At 61.2% G+C, this 19,063-nt stretch carries 21 protein-coding genes and 1 pseudogene; 7 read left to right on the plus strand and 15 right to left on the minus strand.

Translation table 11 applies throughout. From position 1 onward, the window contains the following. Positions 1-129: 129 nt before the first annotated feature. Genes paaI through ACX80E_RS10565 form a run of 3 tightly spaced genes read left to right on the plus strand, consistent with a single transcriptional unit; the run spans position 130 to position 2,545 of the window. Entirely contained in the window at positions 130-591 is a 462-nt protein-coding gene (paaI, locus tag ACX80E_RS10555) for a hydroxyphenylacetyl-CoA thioesterase PaaI (protein WP_459301883.1), read from the plus strand. Continuing rightward, on the plus strand, positions 584-1,900 hold the full coding sequence (gene paaK, locus ACX80E_RS10560; protein WP_459301884.1) for a phenylacetate--CoA ligase PaaK: 1,317 nt from the start codon (positions 584-586) through the stop codon (positions 1,898-1,900). The genes paaI and paaK overlap by 8 nt, the downstream gene beginning before the upstream one ends. 21 nt (positions 1,901-1,921) lie before the next feature. Then, positions 1,922-2,545, plus strand: coding sequence for a TetR/AcrR family transcriptional regulator (locus ACX80E_RS10565; protein WP_459301885.1), 624 nt, complete (start codon positions 1,922-1,924; stop codon positions 2,543-2,545). Positions 2,546-2,636: 91 nt separating this feature from the next. Here the strand turns inward: ACX80E_RS10565 and paaZ are convergent, their stop codons facing one another. The 5 genes from paaZ to ACX80E_RS10590 all read right to left on the minus strand — a co-directional run bounded on the left by paaZ (position 2,637) and on the right by ACX80E_RS10590 (position 9,241). Further along, positions 2,637-4,766 carry a phenylacetic acid degradation bifunctional protein PaaZ gene (gene paaZ / locus ACX80E_RS10570; RefSeq protein WP_459301886.1) on the minus strand — a complete coding sequence of 710 codons (2,130 nt, stop codon included), beginning with the start codon at positions 4,764-4,766 and terminating at the stop codon, positions 2,637-2,639. 38 nt (positions 4,767-4,804) lie between these two features. After that, the gene (locus ACX80E_RS10575; RefSeq protein ID WP_459301887.1) at positions 4,805-5,662 is read right to left on the minus strand and encodes a 3-hydroxyacyl-CoA dehydrogenase family protein; all 858 of its coding nucleotides are present in this window, start codon (positions 5,660-5,662) and stop codon (positions 4,805-4,807) included. Continuing rightward, a complete protein-coding gene (locus ACX80E_RS10580) occupies positions 5,659-6,450 on the minus strand; it encodes an enoyl-CoA hydratase/isomerase family protein (protein WP_459301906.1) in 792 nt (263 codons plus the stop codon). Before ACX80E_RS10580 ends, ACX80E_RS10575 begins: the two co-directional genes overlap by 4 nt. Next, positions 6,450-7,676 carry a thiolase family protein gene (locus ACX80E_RS10585; RefSeq protein WP_459301888.1) on the minus strand — a complete coding sequence of 409 codons (1,227 nt, stop codon included), beginning with the start codon at positions 7,674-7,676 and terminating at the stop codon, positions 6,450-6,452. The genes ACX80E_RS10580 and ACX80E_RS10585 overlap by 1 nt, the downstream gene beginning before the upstream one ends. Positions 7,677-8,290: 614 nt before the next feature. Beyond that, on the minus strand, positions 8,291-9,241 hold the full coding sequence (locus tag ACX80E_RS10590; protein WP_459301889.1) for a DMT family transporter: 951 nt from the start codon (positions 9,239-9,241) through the stop codon (positions 8,291-8,293). 72 nt (positions 9,242-9,313) lie between these two features. On the opposite strand from ACX80E_RS10590, the gene ACX80E_RS10595 reads away from it, so the two are divergent. Next, positions 9,314-10,240, plus strand: a complete 927-nt coding sequence (locus ACX80E_RS10595) for a LysR family transcriptional regulator (RefSeq protein WP_459301891.1) — start codon at positions 9,314-9,316, stop codon at positions 10,238-10,240. A 115-nt stretch (positions 10,241-10,355) separates the two neighbouring features. Here the strand turns inward: ACX80E_RS10595 and ACX80E_RS10600 are convergent, their stop codons facing one another. After that, positions 10,356-10,685, minus strand: a complete 330-nt coding sequence (locus ACX80E_RS10600; RefSeq protein WP_459301892.1) for a cupin domain-containing protein — start codon at positions 10,683-10,685, stop codon at positions 10,356-10,358. A 16-nt stretch (positions 10,686-10,701) separates the two neighbouring features. Continuing rightward, entirely contained in the window at positions 10,702-11,355 is a 654-nt protein-coding gene (locus tag ACX80E_RS10605) for a TetR/AcrR family transcriptional regulator (protein ID WP_459301893.1), read from the minus strand. 111 nt (positions 11,356-11,466) lie between these two features. On the opposite strand from ACX80E_RS10605, the gene ACX80E_RS10610 reads away from it, so the two are divergent. Continuing rightward, positions 11,467-11,757 (plus strand): DUF4287 domain-containing protein, encoded by a 291-nt coding sequence (locus ACX80E_RS10610; protein ID WP_459301894.1) that lies wholly within the window; start codon positions 11,467-11,469, stop codon positions 11,755-11,757. A 55-nt stretch (positions 11,758-11,812) separates the two neighbouring features. Here the strand turns inward: ACX80E_RS10610 and ACX80E_RS10615 are convergent, their stop codons facing one another. From ACX80E_RS10615 to ACX80E_RS10640, 6 genes are all read right to left on the minus strand, one after another. Next, entirely contained in the window at positions 11,813-12,358 is a 546-nt protein-coding gene (locus ACX80E_RS10615) for a P-loop NTPase family protein (RefSeq protein WP_459301895.1), read from the minus strand. A gap of 164 nt (positions 12,359-12,522) precedes the next feature. After that, complete coding sequence (locus ACX80E_RS10620) at positions 12,523-13,071, minus strand: GNAT family N-acetyltransferase (protein WP_459301896.1); 549 nt, start codon at positions 13,069-13,071, stop codon at positions 12,523-12,525. After that, entirely contained in the window at positions 13,068-13,703 is a 636-nt protein-coding gene (locus ACX80E_RS10625) for a nucleotidyltransferase family protein (RefSeq protein WP_459301897.1), read from the minus strand. The genes ACX80E_RS10620 and ACX80E_RS10625 overlap by 4 nt, the downstream gene beginning before the upstream one ends. A gap of 344 nt (positions 13,704-14,047) precedes the next feature. After that, positions 14,048-14,941, minus strand: a complete 894-nt coding sequence (locus ACX80E_RS10630) for an alpha/beta hydrolase family protein (RefSeq protein ID WP_459301898.1) — start codon at positions 14,939-14,941, stop codon at positions 14,048-14,050. 237 nt (positions 14,942-15,178) lie between these two features. Next, entirely contained in the window at positions 15,179-15,496 is a 318-nt protein-coding gene (locus ACX80E_RS10635) for a transcriptional regulator (RefSeq protein WP_459301899.1), read from the minus strand. Further along, entirely contained in the window at positions 15,493-15,909 is a 417-nt protein-coding gene (locus tag ACX80E_RS10640) for a hypothetical protein (RefSeq protein ID WP_459301900.1), read from the minus strand. The genes ACX80E_RS10635 and ACX80E_RS10640 overlap by 4 nt, the downstream gene beginning before the upstream one ends. A 263-nt stretch (positions 15,910-16,172) precedes the next feature. Between ACX80E_RS10640 and ACX80E_RS10645 the strand changes: the two are divergent. Further along, positions 16,173-17,015, plus strand: a pseudogene (locus ACX80E_RS10645) (IS5 family transposase). Here the strand turns inward: ACX80E_RS10645 and ACX80E_RS10650 are convergent. Beyond that, the gene (locus ACX80E_RS10650; protein WP_459301901.1) at positions 17,012-17,446 is read right to left on the minus strand and encodes a hypothetical protein; all 435 of its coding nucleotides are present in this window, start codon (positions 17,444-17,446) and stop codon (positions 17,012-17,014) included. The pseudogene ACX80E_RS10645 and the gene ACX80E_RS10650 overlap by 4 nt on opposite strands. 188 nt (positions 17,447-17,634) lie before the next feature. Here ACX80E_RS10650 and ACX80E_RS10655 point away from each other — a divergent pair, with 188 nt between their 5' ends. Continuing rightward, entirely contained in the window at positions 17,635-17,847 is a 213-nt protein-coding gene (locus tag ACX80E_RS10655) for a hypothetical protein (protein WP_459301902.1), read from the plus strand. Between the two features lie 159 nt (positions 17,848-18,006). Here ACX80E_RS10655 and ACX80E_RS10660 read toward each other — a convergent pair whose 3' ends face one another. After that, on the minus strand, positions 18,007-18,753 hold the full coding sequence (locus ACX80E_RS10660; protein ID WP_459301903.1) for a tetratricopeptide repeat protein: 747 nt from the start codon (positions 18,751-18,753) through the stop codon (positions 18,007-18,009). Positions 18,754-19,063 lie beyond the last annotated feature (310 nt).

Genomic DNA, 19,063 nt, shown 5'->3' on the forward strand with positions numbered 1-19,063 from the left:
CCGTTCGTTCAGAATATAACGTGACGGTCATCTCGTCAATCAAGGCGCCCGTCGCGGCCTCGAATTGACAGAACACCACGAAAGGGTATTACCTAATGAACATTCGGTAAGAAAAGTGAGGAGCATCACATGGGCTCAAACGGGCCGAGCATCGACCATCCACTACTCACCAATGACTACGCGTCCGAGTGGCTGGGAATCGAGGTGCTGCAGGTCGCCGACGGCCATGCCACCATCGCCATGACCCTGCGTCCGGAAATGATGAACGGGTTCGGCATCACTCACGGCGGCATGATCTTCGCCTTCGCCGACTCCGCGTTCGCCCTGGCCTGCAACTCCGCGACCGGCGACGGAAGCACCGTGACGGTCGCCTCCGGCGTCGACGTGAACTTCCTGGCTCCCAGCCGGGCAGGCCAACGCATCACCGCCGTCGCCAACCGGCGCCAGCTGCAGGGCCGCAACGGGCTCTACGACGTCCAAGTCCTCAGCGGGGACGACGGCGGGACCACCGTGATCGCTGAATTCCGCGGCCGCAGCCGGACCATACCCAACGGACACACCCAGCCAGAAGGGTCCGTCAACGATGACTGACACCACCCCGAACAATCCTTCACAGCTGGACGCGGCCGAACTCATGAGCCGCGACGAGTTGGAAGCCCTGCAGCTGTCACGCCTGCAGCAATCGCTTGCCTACGCCTACGCCCGAGTGCCCCTGTACAAACGCAAGTTTGATGAAGTCGGCATCCACCCCTCCGATCTGAAGGAACTGGACGATCTAGCCAAATTTCCGTACACCACCAAGGAAGACCTGCGCCAGGAGTACCCCTTCGGCATGTTCGCTGTGCCGCAAAGCGAGGTGGTGCGCATCCACGCCAGCTCCGGCACCACAGGCCGGCCCACTGTGGTGGGCTACACAGCCAGCGACATCAAGGTGTGGGCATCCCTGGTGGCCCGTTGCATGCGCGCCTCCGGAATCCGTCCCGGCATGAAAGTCCACAACGCCTACGGTTACGGCCTGTTCACCGGCGGCTTGGGCGCCCACTACGGCGCCGAGGCGCTGGGCACCACAGTCATCCCCATGTCCGGCGGGCAGACGGAAAAGCAGATCCAGCTGATTACCGACTTTGAGCCGGACGCGATCATGTGCACCCCCACGTACCTGCTGACCATCATGGATGCCATGCTGCACCAGGGCATCGACCCGCGCAGCACATCCTTGAAGTTTGCCGTCTGCGGCGCCGAGCCGTGGACCGAAGAGATGCGCCGCGAACTGGAGCAGGGCCTGGACTTGCAGGCCTGCGATATTTACGGACTCTCCGAGGTCATGGGCCCGGGGGTGGCCGGTGAAGCTGTGGAAACAAAAGACGGCAACCACATCTGGGAGGACCATTTCCGTCCGGAGATTATCGACCCTTTCGACCACTCAACGGTGCTGCCCGACGGCGAGGAAGGCGAGCTGGTATTCACCTCACTAACCAAGGAAGCGCTGCCGATCATCCGCTACCGCACCAAGGACCTTTCGCGCCTGCTGCCTGGCACGGCCCGCCCGGCCATGCGGCGGATGGCCCGGATCACCGGCCGCAGCGATGACATGATCATCCTGCGAGGGGTGAATATGTTTCCGTCCCAGATTGAGGAGCTCGCCCTGCGCGTCCCTGCCCTGAGTCCGCACTTTCAGATGGAACTGACCCGCACGGGCCGCATGGACCACATGACGATCCACATAGAGCCACGCGAAAACACTACCGCGGCAGAGCGTGCCGCCGCCGCCCTGACGCTGAAGTCCCAGATCAAGATCCATGTGGGTTCCTCGTGCACCATCGACGTCGTTGAACCCGGCTCGCTGGAGCGGTCCAACGGTAAGCTGCGCCGCATCTACGACAACCGTCCCACGGGCTGACGGCGTGAGAAACTAGAAACCATGCCTTCCACACTCCCCGCCGCTGCAGCTGCCCAGCCCTCCGCCACCAAACGCGGGCGCCCTGGCTACGATCAACAATCCGTGCTGCGCATTGCCGTGGACGTCTTCAACAAACATGGCTATGAGGCCACATCGATGGGTGTCCTGGCGGAGAATTTGGGCATCTCCAAATCGGCCATCTACCACCACGTCCCTTCCAAGGAAGAGCTGCTGCGCCTTGCCCTGGAGGAGGCCCTGGGCGGCTTGGAGGAAGTCCTCACCCTGGACGGCGCGGTGTCCGGCACGGCCGAGGCCCGCCTGGAGTTTGTTCTCCGGGGCACCGTGGCCGTTTTGGTTCAGCGCCTGCCGTTCGTGACGCTGCTGCTGCGCCTGCGCGGCAACACCGCGATGGAACGTGAGGCACTGTCCCGGCGCCGCACCTTTGACCGCACCATCACCGCCCTGGTGTCCGCGGCCCAGCAGGACGGTTCAATGCGCAGCGACATCGACCCGGGCACCGTGACGAGACTCCTGTTCGGCACCATCAACTCAATTGTGGAATGGTACAGGCCCGGGGGCGCCCTCACGGCGAAGAAACTTGCCGACGACGTCATCTCCATGGCCTTCGAAGGCCTGCGCAAATAGCCAGCCACGTCCTCGAGTCCGACGGAGCACCGCCGAGGAAGACGTTCATTATCATCCCCGTTGCGGCACCCCGTCTGACTCGGCGGCGGCCCTACGCGTAGAGTGTGTCCGCTTTTTCCACGAGCGTCAGCACGTCGTACGTCGCCACGATCTCGCCATCCTGGTTGTGCAAGATCGCATCCCAGCACACCTCGCCGTATTCGTCGGTGACCCGCGGGGTGATCTTCTTGGCTGTCAGTGTCACGCGGATCGAGTCCCCGGCAGCCACGGGCGTGATGAACCGCAGCGATTCCAGCCCGTAGTTGGCCAGCACGGGTCCGGGCGCCGGTTCCACGAACAGTCCTGCCGCCCAGGACACCAGCAGGTAGCCGTGCGCCACGATGCCCGGGAAGAACGGGTTCTTTTCCGCGGCCTCGGCATCAGTGTGGGCGTAGAAGGTGTCACCGGTGGAGTTTGCAAACGCCGCAATGTCCTCCAGCGTCACTTTGCGCAGCCCCGACGTGAACGCATCCCCGATGCGCAGCTCCGCCAGGGACTTCCGGAACGGGTGGACCGCTCCGGGCACCGCCCCAAACTCCGCCGAGCCGGCCGACACCCGGTCAGCACCGGCATGCCAGACGCCCGTGATGGCGGTGAGCATGTTGGGCGAGCCCTGAATGGCGGTGCGCTGCATGTGGTGTTTGACCGAGCGGATGCCGCCCAGCTCCTCCCCGCCACCGGCCCGCCCCGGCCCGCCGTGCACCAGGTGTGGCACGGGTGAACCGTGGCCGGTGGATGTGCGGGCGTCCTCACGGTTGAGCACCAACACGCGTCCGTGGTGGGCGGCGATCCCGGTGACCAGCTGCCGGGCCGTGGCCGGATCGTTCGTGCACACGGTCGCCACGAGGGAGCCCGCCCCCAGCGCGGCGAGCCTGACCGCCTCGCTGACGTCGCCGTCGTGCGTGTCATAGCCGATGACGCTGGACACGGGGCCAAACGCCTCGAGAGCGTGCACCGCCGGGGCTTCGGCGTCGGCCCAGCTCAGCAGCACCGGTGTCATGAAGGCGCCCTCGACGACGGCGGCAACTGTGCCGTCTGCGAGGGTCACCACCGGTGCGTCCAACGTGCCGTAGGCCAGTTCGCCACCGGCGGCGAGCATGGTCTCCACGGCGGCGCGCACGTCCGCCAGCTGTTCAAGAGAGGCGAGCGCCCCCATCGTGACGCCCTCGGCGCGCGGGTCGCCCACCACCACCCGTTCGCTGATGCGTGCACCGATGGCGTCAATGACGGCCTGTTTGAGCTCGTTGGGGACGATGGTGCGGCGGATGGAGGTGCACTTTTGGCCGGCCTTGACAGTCATCTCGGTGACCACTGATTTGATGAACGCCTCAAATTCGGGTGTGCCGGGGATGGCGTCCGGGCCCAGAATGGCAGCGTTCAAGGAGTCGGTTTCCGCCGTGAAGCGGACGCCGCCAAACGCCACGTTCGGGTGGTTCTTGAGCGTGTTGGCGGTGGCGGCGGAGCCAGTGAAGGAGACCATGTCGCGGTAGTCCAGGGCGTCCAGCAGGGTGCGGGCGGAGCCGGAAATCAATTGCAGCGAACCTGTCGGCAGGATCCCCGATTCGACGATCGCACGCACGGCAGCCTCTGCCAGATACCCGCTGGGCGTGGCTGGCTTGACGATGGTGGGCACGCCGGCCAGGAACGCCGGGGCGAACTTCTCCAGCATGCCCCAGACGGGGAAGTTGAAGGCGTTGATCTGGGCGGCAACACCGGGAATCCGGGTGTAAATGTGCTCGGCAATGAACGAGCCGTCCTTGGAGAGGACCTCCACCGGTCCGTCGATGATCACATTGGAATTGGGTAGTTCGCGCCGGCCCTTGGAGGAGAAGGTGAACAACACGCCAATGCCGCCGTCGATGTCCACCATGGAATCGATCTTCGTGGCGCCTGTTCGTGCCGAAACCGCGTAAAGATCCTGGCGGCGGTCGTTCAGGAAGGCGGCCAGTTCGCGCAGTTTCAGGGCGCGTTCATGGATGGTCAGTTTGCCCAGCTCCGCCTGGCCCACTGTGCGCCCGTGCTCGACGGCGGCGCCCAGGTCCAGCCCCTCGGTGGACACCCGGGCCAGCACCTCACCGGTGCTGGCGTCACGCGCATCGGTGCCGGCGACGCCGTCGGCCGGGGTCCACCACGCATCCTGGATGTAGCTCGGAACTGTTTCAATCGACGTTTGGGTGGTCATCGTTGACCCGTCCTTTCGGGGTGATCTTGGGATGGGCCTTAGACCCAGTGGAAAAAACCGTGGCCACTCTTGCGGCCCAATTCGCCGCGGGCCACCTTGTCGCGCAAAATTTGCGGCGGGGCAAAACGCTCGCCGAGCGTTTCGGCCAGATATTCGGCAATGCCCAGGCGCACGTCCAGGCCCACAATGTCGGTGGTACGCAGCGGTCCGGTGGGGTGTTTGTAGCCCAGGACCATGGCGTTGTCGATGTCCTGTGCACTCGCCACACCCTCCTCAACCATGCGCATGGCTTCCAGCGCTATCGCCACGCCCAGCCGGGAGGAGGCAAAGCCCGGGGCGTCATTGACCACGACAGCTGTCTTGCCCAGGGCCTCCACCCAGCCCCGTGCCGTGGCCACCAGTTCCGGGTGTGTTTGCTGAGCGATGACCACCTCGATCAGGGAGGACGCCGGAACCGGATTGAAAAAGTGCAGGCCGATGAAGTTGTGTGGCCGGGCCAGTTCCGCGGCCAGACCCGTCATGGACAGCGAGGAGGTGTTGGAGGCCAGCACGGCGTCATCCGCCAGGTGCGCCTCCACGCCCTGCAGGGACGCCACCTTCAGCTCCCAGATCTCCGGCACCGCCTCCACCACCAATTCGCACGGAGCAAAGTCGGCGTAACTGGTGGACACGGTCAGCCGGGCCGCGATGCCTTCCACAGTGCCGGCCAGCCCCCGGTCCACGGACTTGGCGACGGCGGATTCCACCCGCTCGCGCGCAGCCGCGGCGGCGTCGTCGTCCCGCTCCACCACCAGCACCTCACAGCCGGCCACAAGGAACGCGTGGGCAATGCCGGCGCCCATGCGCCCGCCGCCCAGTACACCCACCCGGTGGGGCAAAACGGGTGTGTCCGTCATTGTTTTCTCCTGTCCAAAAAGGCCTGCATGCGGGTAAATTTGGATGGCGATTCAAACAGTTCGGCCTGCGCCAGGTTGTCCACCTCGGGGTGGGCCCCGCGCGGCTCATGGAAGACGCGTTTGGTGGTTTGCACGGCCAACGGATCTTGCTCCGCGATTTTGTCGGCGAGTGCGTGGGCGGCGGCCATGAGTTCTTCGGACTCCACCAGCTCGGTGATCAGCCCAACATGCAGGCAGCCCTCACCGGTGAGGATGCGCCCAGCCAGCAGGATCTCCATGGCCATGGGCTCCCCCACCAACTCCTTCAACCGCCACGTGGCACCGGCCGCGGCCATGATGCCCAGGCTGGTTTCCGGCTGGCCCATCCGCAGCGCACGGGTGCCGATCCGGAAGTCGGCAGCGTAAGCCAGCTCGGCCCCGCCGCCCAGCGCATAGCCGTCCAGGGCGGCGATGACGGGCATGGGCAGCTTGGCAATCCGCCCGAACAGGCCCGAGTTGATGCCCTTTAGGGCGTCCTCGCGGCGCCGTTCGATCAGCTCGGCAATGTCGGCACCGGAGGCAAAAATGCCCTTGGCCCCGTCCTCGCCGCCTGGGCTGCCGGAGAGGATCAACACCTTGGGTGTCGCCTCCAGATACGCGCAGACGGTGTGCAGTTCCTCCACCATCCGGGCGTCGATCGCGTTGCGCACCTCCGGGCGGTTCAACTGCAAACAAACGCGGTCCTCCCTTTCGGTGACCAGCAGCGTGGCGAACGTGGCGGAATCGAGGCGGGAGCCGGCGTCGTCCATCACAGCCCCTCCACCAGAAGTGCGGCACCCTGGCCGACACCGACGCACATGGTGGCCAGTCCCACGCCGCCGGGGGCTTCGCGTTCCAGCCGGCCCAGCAGCGTGATGACAATCCGTGAGCCGGAGGAGCCCAGCGGGTGGCCGAGCGCAATCGCGCCGCCGTCGTTGTTGACGGTGCCCGGGTCTAGGCCAAGCTCCCGGATGCAGGCCAACGACTGGGAGGCGAACGCTTCGTTGAGTTCGACGGCGCCCAGTTGATCCACGCCATGCCCTTGGCGTTCCATGATTTTCCGGCTGGCGGCGACCGGGCCCATGCCCATGAGCTCGGGGGCCAGGCCGGCCGCGCCGCCGTCGAGGATGCGGGCGCGCGGGGTCAGCCCGTACTTTTCAATGGCGCGTTCGGAGGCGACGATGATGGCGGACGAGCCGTCGTTTAACGTTGAGGCGTTGCCGGCCGTGACCACCGTGCCGCCCCTGACCACGGGCCGCAGGCCGGACAGGACGTCCATGGTGGTGCCGGCCCGCGGGCCCTCGTCGGTGTCCACGACGGTGTTGCCCTTGCGGCCCCTGACGGTGACGGGAACAATTTCCGGCTCGAAGCGTCCGGCGGTGATGGCGGCGATTGCACGTTCGTGGGAGCGGACGGCGAAGGCATCGCAGTCTTCCCGGCTGACGTTGAAGCGGCGGGCCACCTCTTCGGCGGTTTCCGGCATGGAATAGCTCATTTTGCCGTCGCGGGACAGGTCACCGGAAAGGAAGGCGGGGTTGGTGAATCGCCAGCCAATCGAGGTGTCGAAGGTGTCGCCCGGCTTGGCAAACGCTTTTTCCGGTTTGGCCATGACCCAAGGGGCCCGGGACATGGATTCCACGCCGCCGGCCACCACAATGTCCGCCGCTCCGGCCTTGATCATGTGGCTGGCGAGGGTGATGGCGCTCATCCCGGAGGCGCAGAGGCGGTTCACAGTGATTCCTGGGACGGTGTCCGGGAAGCCGGCCAGCAGCCACGCCATGCGGGCCACGTTGCGGTTTTCCTCGCCGGCGCCGTTCGCGTTGCCGAGGATCACTTCATCGACGTCGGCCGGGTCGATCCCGGTGCGGCTGATGAGCTCCTTTACGCTCAGTGCGGCAAGGTCGTCGGGCCTCACTGACGACAGCGCGCCGCCATAGCGTCCCACGGGGGTGCGAACCCCGCCCACCAAAAATGCCTGGGGTGTGCCTGCGGCCATGACTGAACCCTTCGAACGCGCGTTGTCGGCGCGGCAGATGCCGTCGACGCGAACAGCCCATCAACTTACCGACCGTTCGTTCTATAAATATTCCATGCGATGGGGCACATGGTCAACCGGTCCGCAACAACGGCTCTTCCCTGCGCGGCCTGCGCGGCGACCGGACCTGCTGTCCCGCCTTATCTACGTTGGACCAAAACCTTGAGTTCAGTCGCAACGTGCTGCGAGTCCGTTTGATTCGTGTTCAGGGCGTTAGGTGTCCGGTTAGGGGAACAGCTTGCGGGACGGTGTGACAGCAAGCGAAAATTGCAGTGCCGAGTAGCCAAGGCAGGTTTGCGACAGGGGCTTCCCACCGTTGCTGCTGCATTCTTTTCGGAGAAGGCTGCAGAAAGCCGCTGGCATGGAGGCGGCCCGAGCGCATGTCTTGGAGCGGCAAAGCTCGGCCCGATGCCAAACGTGGACCGCAGAGTATGCCTAGCGGCCCGGGAACCTGGCATATCGATTTGCCGTGCGCCTCGTCCCTCCGTCCGCGACGGAAAGTACTAGGTGATGTGTGAGTCGAGGTGACGCGCCGGAACGCCCCTGACCATCCCGCGCCCGCTCCAAGCGAAGGTTCAGCGGTCGGCCGTGTCTCTCACCACGGGTACTGTGACGTTCTGGAGGGCCAGGCCGCTCCCGCGCCAGCGCTGTTCCGCACGCGCACCCCACCATGTTGCAACGAGGAGTACCGCGGCACCCACGTATCCGAGCGTTCCAATCCGATCTCCGCCAAGGAGCACTCCCACGAGGAGAGCCCACCCGGGTTCTGTGCCGAGGAGCATACCTGCACGTGAAGCCGAGGTGTGCTTCGTTGCCCACAGCTGCCCCAGAAACGCGAAGATGGTGCAGCCGAGGCACAGGTACGCAATGGCGAGCCAATTTGCGACAGTAAAGCCGGGGATATGCTCCAGCAGCGAGTTTCCGCCCCAGACCGCGAATATGACCGCCCCAAACAGGATCTCGACCGTGGTCAATCCCAGTACATCGGCGTTTCGACCGACGGTAAACCGTGCCTCGGCAACACCGAGTAGCGCCCGTGTTGCTGCCGCGACGAGCATGAGTCCGTCGCCGAGGTTGAATCCGGCGAAACCGTGCCCGCCTACGAGCAGCGTGATTCCGAGGAGGGCAAGCAGGATGCTTGCGATCAAGGAAGAGGACATCCGTCTTTTGGTGAGCGCGGACTCCAGTATCGGGGTGAAAAGAATGGACAGGGCAATGATGAGTCCTGCGTTCGTGGCGCTCGTGAGCGTGACGCCGATAGTTTCCAGCGCGATTGTCGCCGCCCGGAGAGTTCCAAGCAGGATCCCTGGAAAAGCTGAATCCCGGAGCCGAACTCGTGGTCGAGCGAAATTCACACACACTAGGATCACCGCCGCCGGGACGAACCGCGCACACATCACCGCTGCGGCAGACGAGGCGGCCGCCAGGTCTTGCGTCGCCAGATAGCTGCCTCCCCAAATTGTGGCGACGATCAGGAGCAGCAGATCGGGGAGCAGGCGACGAGCAGAAAGGGGAGCGAAAGACATTCTTTTACTGTAAAGAGTGCATTTGATTCAGAACAACGGGCAGTATCTTCAATATCCAGTAAGCTGTGCTTCATGGAAGTTCATCACCTTCGAACTCTACGCGAGCTCCGGGACCGTGGATCGGTCACCGCAGTGGCACAGGCATTGCATCTTTCTCCGTCCGCGGTGTCCCAGCAACTTTCCTCATTGCAGCGTGGAGTGCCAATCCCCCTCACTGAGCAGCGAGGCCGAGTGCTGGTGCTCACTCCAGCGGGCGAGCGGTTGGCAGATGCTGGCGGCGAAGTACTGGAATCCCTCGCTCGCGCGAAGAATTCCGTCACCGAATATCTTCAGGCGCGTCGAGAACCAGTTGCAGTCACTGCTTTTCACAGCGCCGGCCTTGCCTGGTTTCCGGCGCTTATCGCCAGCAGCCTCAACGATCCCGATGGACCGTTGGTGCGCTGCCGAGACGAGGACGTATCGGTCAACGAGTTCGTCGATCTAGTCAGTGACTACGATGTCGTGATCGCTCACCGTCCACTGATATCAGATCCCTGGCCCACCCGCAGAGTGCATGTCACGCCTGTGCTGCAAGAGCCGATCGACTTGGCGATCCACCGTGAACATCCACTGGCGAAACAAGCGACGGTGAGCCTGGCCGATCTGGCGGAGGAAACCTGGGTGGCAGCGCATGAGGGATTCGCCCTCGAACCACTGATCGTCCAGGCGCTTTTTGCAAGCGCGGGCACCCCGATTCAGATTACACATCGAGTGAATGAGTTCAATATGGTTGCAGCCATTATCGCCGAGACCCGTAGCGTGGGTCTGCTACCTCGCTACACCGGGCTGATTCCATACTTTCGGGAACACGTGGTGTTGCGCCCGATCGAGGGCCTCGTCCTTGGCCGACACATCGACATCCTGACGAGACCGGAAGCGCGAACCCGAGTAAGTACGCGCACCGTGATCGACCGAGTCATCAAGATCGCCGAGGAGACACGGCGAATCGCAGAAGGATAACTCGGGAAGCGTCTCCTCAAATTGCCTCTATTCCAATGAGCGGGTCCCGTTTGAGGGAACGGTCTACGGGACGGCCTTTCGAGGAGAGCTAGGGTGCGCTAATCAACATTGCTCATCACGTTTCTAGATTCTCTTGCTGGAAACGCGGCGATGCATGAATGCACATCATTCGCAGCCGCCCCTCGCCCGTCGCGCGAAACTGATGCGCCGTTTCGGCTTCGACGACCAGAATGTCGCCGACCGATGCGGGGGTTTCTCTGCCGTCGGCAGTGACGATGGCTTCACCCTCGAGGACGACCCAGGTCTCGCTGTATGGGTGACGGTGCAGATCGGGGCCCTGGCCCTGTTCATTGTCCACAAGGAAAAACGAGATGCCTGAACCGTAGTCCTCGCCTTCGAACTTGATCGTGCGGCCGGCCCCGATCACGAGGTTGGATCCTTTCACTTTATTTAGCATGGGGCTAGCCCTTTGTCTCGGAACGGTAGGCGGAGATGAAGGCCTCGACTCCGAGGTCTATGAGCTGCGTTAGCTCGTCTGCGTCGAATCCGCTAGCCGGGCCGCAGAACATGACCCGGTTGCTCGGGATCCAGAGGAGCATTCCCGTGAGGTGCTGCGCGGCAACCGACGGCTGTGAAATTGACATCAGCTCGCGCTCGGCCACGAGCCGGAGACAGTTCGTCACTGATTTGAGCACCCTCTCGAAGCCTCGTTGCCAATACAAACGTCCCAGATCCGGGAAGCGGGTTGCCTCGGCGAGGACTAGGCGTCGGATCTCCTGCACTCGCGGGTTCATGATCGAACGGGTGAATTGCTCGGCGAGGAGCTTGATCGCAGTTTCGGCATCCGGGGCAGAACGCATTGCGTCGGTGAGCTCGTCGAATGGATTGTGGATGCGGTCGCTCACGTCAGTGATGAGCGCGGTGAAGAGCCCCTCTTTGTCAGCGAAGTACTTGTAGATCGTCTGTTTGGACACCGATGAGGCCGCAGCGATTTGGTCGGTGCTCGTGCCGACATAGCCGTTTGCGACGAACAGTGTCAGGGCCGCATCTAGGATCTGCTGCCGTTTTTCCTCGCCGCGCCGGGACGCATGGCCTTCTTCATCGTTGGGTTGCATCGCGAACCTCCTTGGTACTAGACAGTACCGTACCGATCGAATACAGTGCCGTCTAGTACCAGTCGCGTAGACCGGGCGCCCACAGTCGACCACAGCATCGGAGCTAGAACAATGTCATTTCAGGCATACCTCAACACGATCGAAGACAAAACTGGCCTCACGCCACGGGAACTCCTCGCGCTGGCACATGACCTCGAACTGGACAAAGAACCAATCAAAGCCGGGGCCATCGTCGACTGGCTCAAAGAAGAATACGGACTCGGGCGCGGACACGCGATGGCCATCGTTCACATCGTCAAGAACGGACCCTCCATCAGCGAAAAACACGTTGGTTCGGGGGGAAGTCACCGAGACGAGTCCACCGAACTGTGGCTGGATGGCCAGACCAACCGGCCCGCGTAAGCGTTCGTCCACACCTGACGTGCCCGCAGGCCGAACCCTCTACGGGACCTTCCCCCTATCCAGTGAGTTTCTGAAGTAGTTGCAGCACGTCTTCAGCGCTATCCAGCCTGAAGACCGGGCAGGCGAGGGTGGCAAGACAGTCTTCGTGTCTGCTGCGATTTCGACCGGCAAACGCTGGATCGTCGTAGCCGCGAGCCCATGTTAAGAAATCCTGATGGGCTAATTCATTGACTTCACCGGGGTTGATTGTTTCGCCCAGCCTGTCTGTTTGCCGCCGTTCTTGGCGAGCCATACGCGCACGAGGCTCCACGGTAAGGAAGACGACCGCGTCAAACCTGTCTCTGAGAACTTCATCCCAACCCATCACAGAGCCGGAGAGTACCCAAGCATCGCGGGGAAGGAATACTTCGTCCATCAACAACAGTCGTTCGGCCACAGGGCGTTTTTCTTTATAAGGAGGGGACGTGGGCTTCCAAAAATAATCATCGACGTCTGCGTGAGGAACCGCCCAACTGTCTGCCACTGCTCTGCCGAGCGTTGTGCTGCCGGACCCACTAGCACCTGTGATGAACAGCCGGCACGGGCGCAGGGTAGTTATCACTTGTGAATCCTATCGGGAAGCATCGGCAGGCCCGACCTGAAGCCTGGCTGTGTCCACTCAGGTAGTCGAGAACCCAGCACCTCCCGTTGGGGTGTCCCATACAAAGCGCTCAAATCTTCCCTTAGGGGATCCCGCAAGACCAACGGTAACCGGGCGCTGACTACCTATTCTGGCGCCGGCCGTAGGGGCAGGGCCATGAGGACTTCGTCTTGGTCACCTTCGGGCAGACGGAGCGCTGCTGCCCATCTGCCGATTTCCTGCCACCCGCATGATCTGTAAAAGTCTTCAAGGCCCATGCCGGAACGCAGTTCAAGGTGCAGCTGTTCAAGTGTGAAGTCTTCGATAGCGGCTCGTGACACCTCGGCCATGAGCGCACGCCCGACCCCGCGTTTCCGAAAGTCGAGGGCGGTCTGGACGCGCAGCACTCGTGCCCAGTGCGCTGTGAGTTCGTTGGAATTACCGGCCAGGAACAGCCACCCAGCAAGCTCCCCGTTGATTGTTGCGAGCAGGAGCCGATTGGCCGGTTCATCAAGAGATTGGACCATGGCATCAAGTGACACCTTGACTTGGTCATCAGAAACCGGCGGGAATGGGAATCCCACGGCACCACCCGCGTTCGATACTTCCCGCCAACACTCCAGAAGCTGCTGCCGCTCAACGGGATCGACCATTGCCGGGGCGGTCAGCCACCGCATCTGAAGCAGCTCGGTCATGATGGCAATCCGCCCGTTGCTATGGAAGCCGCCCGTGCTTCATCGATGGATCTGCCTGCGGGCCAAGGCATGACTGTTAGCGAGGGCCATTGGGTACTCCACCTTTTGGTCTTGGTCTCGTACACGTCTTGGGGAGCAAGCACTGGGTTTGGCACTATCTTTCGGGCGAACAGATCTTCGTAACCGTGCGGTGCGTAGGTGGCGAGGTTTCCTGCTTTATCGGAAGTGACGGCGAAGCAACAGGTTTTCGCAGCGAAATGATCGACCGCATCAGTAGTGCTGGTGAAGGGGATGGCCGGAACGCCAAAGTGCTCCTCATACCAGAGATGCACACGGGCTTCATTGCGAACTTCGACCTCGACTCCCAGGTCCTTGAACAGCTCGCGCGCCCGGAGAATGACCGCGTTTTCTGCCTCGTAGGACGTATCGACGTCGAAGTAGAACAGGTCGTAGTCTCGGATGCCGGCTAGCGGGTCCTTACCCTCCAAGACGTTCCATACTGTTTGGAACAACGCCCCCGCCGTTAGCCACCAATCCGAGACATCAAGAAGCGGCGCGAGCTGAAGTATTTGGCCGTTGATCGGATTCTTTTGGATATAGGACAGGAAGAGTTGTTCGTCATTGGTGGTCACCGCATCATCCTGCCTCACACTGACCCAACGCTTGTGGATCCAAGCCGCGTTTCGCATGATCCAGTTTTAGCATCGGCAAAGTAGGCGCCCTTCTACGACTATGGAGGTCACATGAGCGCTGTGGCTTTCAACGCTAAATGTCGTATTTTTTGCAGCGGTAAATGCCGTAACCCCAAACGCAATGACTCTCGATCCACTGTTTCGCAGGGGAACGGCTTGCGGGACGGTCATTTCTTGGTTGGTAGCGGCGGGTAGGTGGTCTGTGACTGTCAGTTCCGAAGGGCGGGTCATCCCAAGCTGGACATGGCGGTGCCGGCGTTACGGGGATGCCTGTCGTATCTCGTTCATGCCGGAGACTCGGTTCTCGTTTCCAACCATTCCAAGACCGGTGGCCACAAAGCTACTTTTCCCCCGCGGCGGAAGAATCCCATGTGGCCAATGGCCGTAACTCTACTTTCTTCGGGAGTGTAGGTGCGACGTTCCAAATTTGCGCTGGTTAGGTGGCTGTATATAGCGTCAATCTGTCCTGGCGTGGCCCAAGGGTCGTCACTGAAACCGATGGCCAGTACGTCTGTATTTACTTGAGCGGCGCTCTCGGCCGCGCGCATACTCGGGTCATCAAAGAAGTAGCCAGGCATGCGCGACCATTTGCTCCATTCGAGCATTGCCGCGCCTGGCATGTCTTCCCCTATACCCAACCGACGGCCTGGTACAACTCCCATCACTCTAGAAAACGCGGGTCCCACAATACGCAGGATTAGTCCTACTCTCAGTCGTTCCTTCCAATCTGGAATGGCCCGCGTTACGCCTGCATGGGAGGCGATAGCCACGAATCCCTGCAAGCCTGAGGTTCCGTTGTTTAGGGCCATGGCATGGCCTCCAACACTGTGTCCCACGGCAAAATGGGGCACGTCGGGGATGCGCTCAGTCACCCAACGGGCAACTGCTGGAACATCCTGATTCATCCAGTCCCGCATACTCACGGACCGGTTGACCTTCGGGTTGCCAGAGGCGCCGGTGCCCCGGTAGTCATAGGTCAGGACCGCAAAGCCATGCTCCACGAGATACTCGGCGAAGCCGGTGTAGAGCCATTCGCCTACAGCCGTGGCGGGATGAATAGTTACAGCAGCTATGGTCGGCTCAGTTGGCAGCCGCAACGTTCCCACGACCACAGTTTCCGCAGATACAGGAATACTGACGCGCTCTCCAGTACTGCTGGCGATCCGTTTGTTTGTCATGTCAAACAATATACACAGTACTCCGAGTATCAGTTACCGAATATTGGCTGAGTCAGCCAAACCGGAGCTTGCTGGACGGGTCTTGAGCAATCCAAAGTGGCCCTTGCCGATGGTGATCCGATTTCAGGAGGTTTGTTGCTGAAGGTAATGCCGGTGCCCCAGCTGGGCGAAGAATACCGGCGACCCACCTTGGAACTTCTCTGCCGTTGGTACCTTGCGTCCGTGCTTGTGGTCGGCCTACGTGCTTGAGTGTTTCTCGTGTGCTGCGCCCACTATGTCGCGGAGGATAACCAAATTGCTTTCAAGTGCTTGATCGCCGTCTTCTGTGCTGGCAATCCAGGTCTTTACTCTGCGGCCCGATTGGCGCTTTTCGATAGTAACGAAACCCGCCTCTGCCAGTCGTGTGAGGTTCTGAGAAAGGCTGGAGTCGGAGAGAGCCACGGCATCACGCAAGATGTTGAACTCACACTCATCAACGGACCTGAGGTAGCCCATGATTGAAAAGCGCACGGATGAGTGGATGAGAGTATCTAACTCAAATCTTGCATGGGTCACTGTGTAGCCTTCGCGCCTGAGCGGAATTTTGCTGAGGCAATGAAGAATGGTGCTGATGCCACAGTGGAGAATGCTAAGCCAAGTCCGAGGCTTTCAATGTTGCCACCGACGGCACCGATGACCGCGTTGAGTACCATCCAGCAGCCGACCGATACGTTGAGGGTGTTCTTGCCTCCACGTGGCATGGCTCGCATTCTTCCCATCAACCAAGTGACGATGACCATGAGGGCAAGAGTAGAGCCAAAAACGTAGAGCCGCGCAGGCAATTCCCAAGGAACAACGAGTCCGCCGGGGAATACTAGCAGGCCCGGGAGGGCGCATGCCCAGGGGAACCAGCGCGCGTCGGCGTGCGCGCGTTGCTGTGCCCGGTCAACGGCCTTAAGTGAATTGGCGGCAGCTGTTGGTTCGATCATGAAAGTAATTTAGGGGTTATAAACAATATGCATAGCCATAACACTTCGGTGCCCCGTAAGCCGGTCGGACACCGATACGCACCGCCGGGACGTAAGCGAGGAAATTCAGTGGCAGCTCGTCCCTCAGGGGAACGCTATGCGGGACAGGAAGGGCGTCTAGGGCGTGTCTCCTAATCGACGTTCTTGGGGTTTGACATAATTTTGGGGTGTCTTCTCGTTATTCAGTGTTTTCCGATGTCCAGTGGGAGTTCATCGCTCCGTTGATGCCTGATTCCTCGGGCAAGGCAGGCCGGCCGTTCAATGACACCGGCTGACGACCGAGGGCATCATCTATCGGTATCGGGCCGGGATTCCGTGGCGGGACTTGCCGCCGCATTTTGGTGCCTGGCAGTCAGTATGGAAACGTCACCGCCGCTACAGTCTGGACGGAACGTGGGACCAGGTCCTGGCTGCCTTGCTGGCCCGAGCCGACACGGCAGGGCTGATCAATTGGGAAGTATCTGTTGATTCAACGGTCAACCGCGCCCACCAGCACGGCACCAACCTCCCGCGCCACACAGGGGGAACTATCGAATCACAAGAATCTGCTGAGCGAGCCTGACGACCATGCAATAGGCCGTTCCCGCGGCGGGCTGACCACGAAGATCCACGCCCTGGCCGATGGCAACAATCGCCCCTTGGTGCTGCTGCTCGGTCCCGGCCAAGGCGGCGACGCACCCATGTTTGAGAACCTCCTGGAAGCTCTGAAGGTCGAACGGGTTGGTTCCGGGCGGGCCAGAACCCGCCCGGACCGAGCCATGGCCGACAAGGCCTACTCCTCCAAAGGAATCCGAAGCTACCTGCGTGCCCACGGCATCCAATGCGTGATCCCGGAGAAAGAAGACCAGAAAGCCAACCGCAAACGCAAAGGCTCAGCCGGCGGACGGCCCGTCACCTACGACAAGGAAGCGAACAAACGCCGCAACGTCGTCGAGCGCAGCTTCAACACCATGAAGCAATGGCGCGGACTGGCCACCCGCTACGACAAACTAGCCCAAACCTACCGATCGGCCGCCGCCCTACAGGCCGTCGTCATCTGGGCTACCGCATTAGGAGACACGCCCTAGTGCGCTTCCAACATCAGTGTGCCGTCTGGCTTGTGGATGACGTTCCACCAATGCTCTGTTGCCGTCCAGGCGTTGCCTTTGCTAGGCGCTTGTTTGACCCATTTGATGGCCTCATCCAGCCAGCCGTCCCGGAGTTGACGGCCGATCTCTTGGCGCAACTCGGAGGGAACCGCACGGAGGGACATCGTCAGAGGATTGCTCTCGTGGTCTCGGAGGCCGAAGTAATTTGCCTGTGCGTCGGACGGCCAGTACACCTGCATGACGTATAGGTGCGCTGACTTTATCCGGTCGGACCGGCTGAAGTCGAGGCTGCTAAGACGTACTCCCGCGGAAACCAAAGCTGCGCTTAGTTCATCGCGGCCCAATGGGTACGCCCACCCCTTGGGTAGTTTGTCCCGCTCGTACCGGCCCCAGGGTTCGTCATCTGCCATACCCGCAGCATAGACGGGCGTTCATATTCAAGCATCCCGACAGGGGAACGCTGAGGGCGACACGGTCGCATGGTAGCGCCCGATTGGATCTACTGCGGTTGTCGTTGACTCCCCAGAATGTCAGAATCCATCCCATTCGTTAGCTTGGCGAGGTTGTTGCCGAAGACCTGATTGCTACGCTGGTTGCCATGGCAACGATGTGGTGGAAGACTTTGGAAAGTTTTGAACGGGACCTTAAATCTGCAAATGAGTCGCGCGTCGAAACCATGCGCCAGTGGGCCAGCGACAAGGAAGACGATGCCGACTTGCCGGGATCAGGTCGAAATCCAAAAGCCAGAAGGCATTTCAGGATGATGAGAGTTGCTGCTGAACAAGAACGGGCAAATCGGGACCAGCTGTAGTCGTCGTCGGCGAAGTGACGCCTCTACGGTGTTTGTACCATCGATGCTAAGCCCAGAGTCTTTCGATTGGCTCGGATATGCATCAGAGTTAGGCCCGGATGGGGAACGGTCTTCGGGGCGTTGGGATGTAAGAACGCTGACCAAACCGATGGACCGGAACTACTTCAACCGCTTGTGCCGTCGATCGCCACGAACATTATGCAAGACCTTGGGCGACAGTTTGTCGCCCTGCTGTGCTGCCTTCTTCAGGAGCATCTTGCCCTCTCGTGTGTTCCCGGCCTGCCAGAGAGCGAGGCCAAGGTTATGCAGTGCGTTCGGCTCGCCGGCCGCCACGCTGCGTCGTAGGAGTTCAATCTCCTTCGCCGGATTGCCCACTTTTGAATAGAGATCGGCCAAGACGATCAAGACATCGACTTCTCCGTTTTGGAGGTGCTTTTCAAGCAGGCTGATCGCGTCATTCATGTCTAGTTCGTTTGTGGTCTGGATGTATTCCACTGCCGCCTCGGCGCTAGTTTCGCTACCCTCCCGAAGAACCTTCACGGCTGATACTTCATCACCTAGTGCTCGGTACGACCTGGCTAGTCGGAGCGGCACGAACGGGCTGCTGCCGGCCAACTGCAGCCACTTAATGGTTTCAGCAGGCCTTGCCATCTCCCAGTTCATTTCCCCCAATGCGAATGCCGCCATCGGATCCCCTGCGGCATGGGCTTTCTCGAACTGAACCAGGGCTTCCTTGGGGCGGTTGGCGTCACGTAGCAACGCCCCGTAGTTCAGATACGCTTCCTTCACTCCCCGCTCAATGGCCAGACGGTACAGGACTTCAGCCGCTTCAGACGTGGATATCTGTTGTAGGTCATTGGCCGCATTGAATAGGCCATCCGGGTCGCCGGACAGGATCATCTCCACGGACAACCGAAAGTCCACTGATTGTGTCTCGCTACTAGTCACTGCCCTGCCTGACATCGGGTCCAAGTTGGAACGGTACGAAAAAACCCGGGCCAACTGCCCAGCATCCTAGACAGACTATGACAGTACTTCCAACTGAGCCAGCAAACGACAACTATGCCATTGGGGGAACCTTAACCGGGCATTGTCATGTCTCATTCCTCTGTAGACAGTTCATGTCTCATACCTGTGTAGACAATTGATGTCTCATACCTGTGTAGACGCTTCCGGTCTGAGTAGTGGCCAGACCGGGAGTGTCTCACTTCTTTTT

The sequence above is a fragment of the Arthrobacter sp. TMN-49 genome (assembly GCF_054511095.1).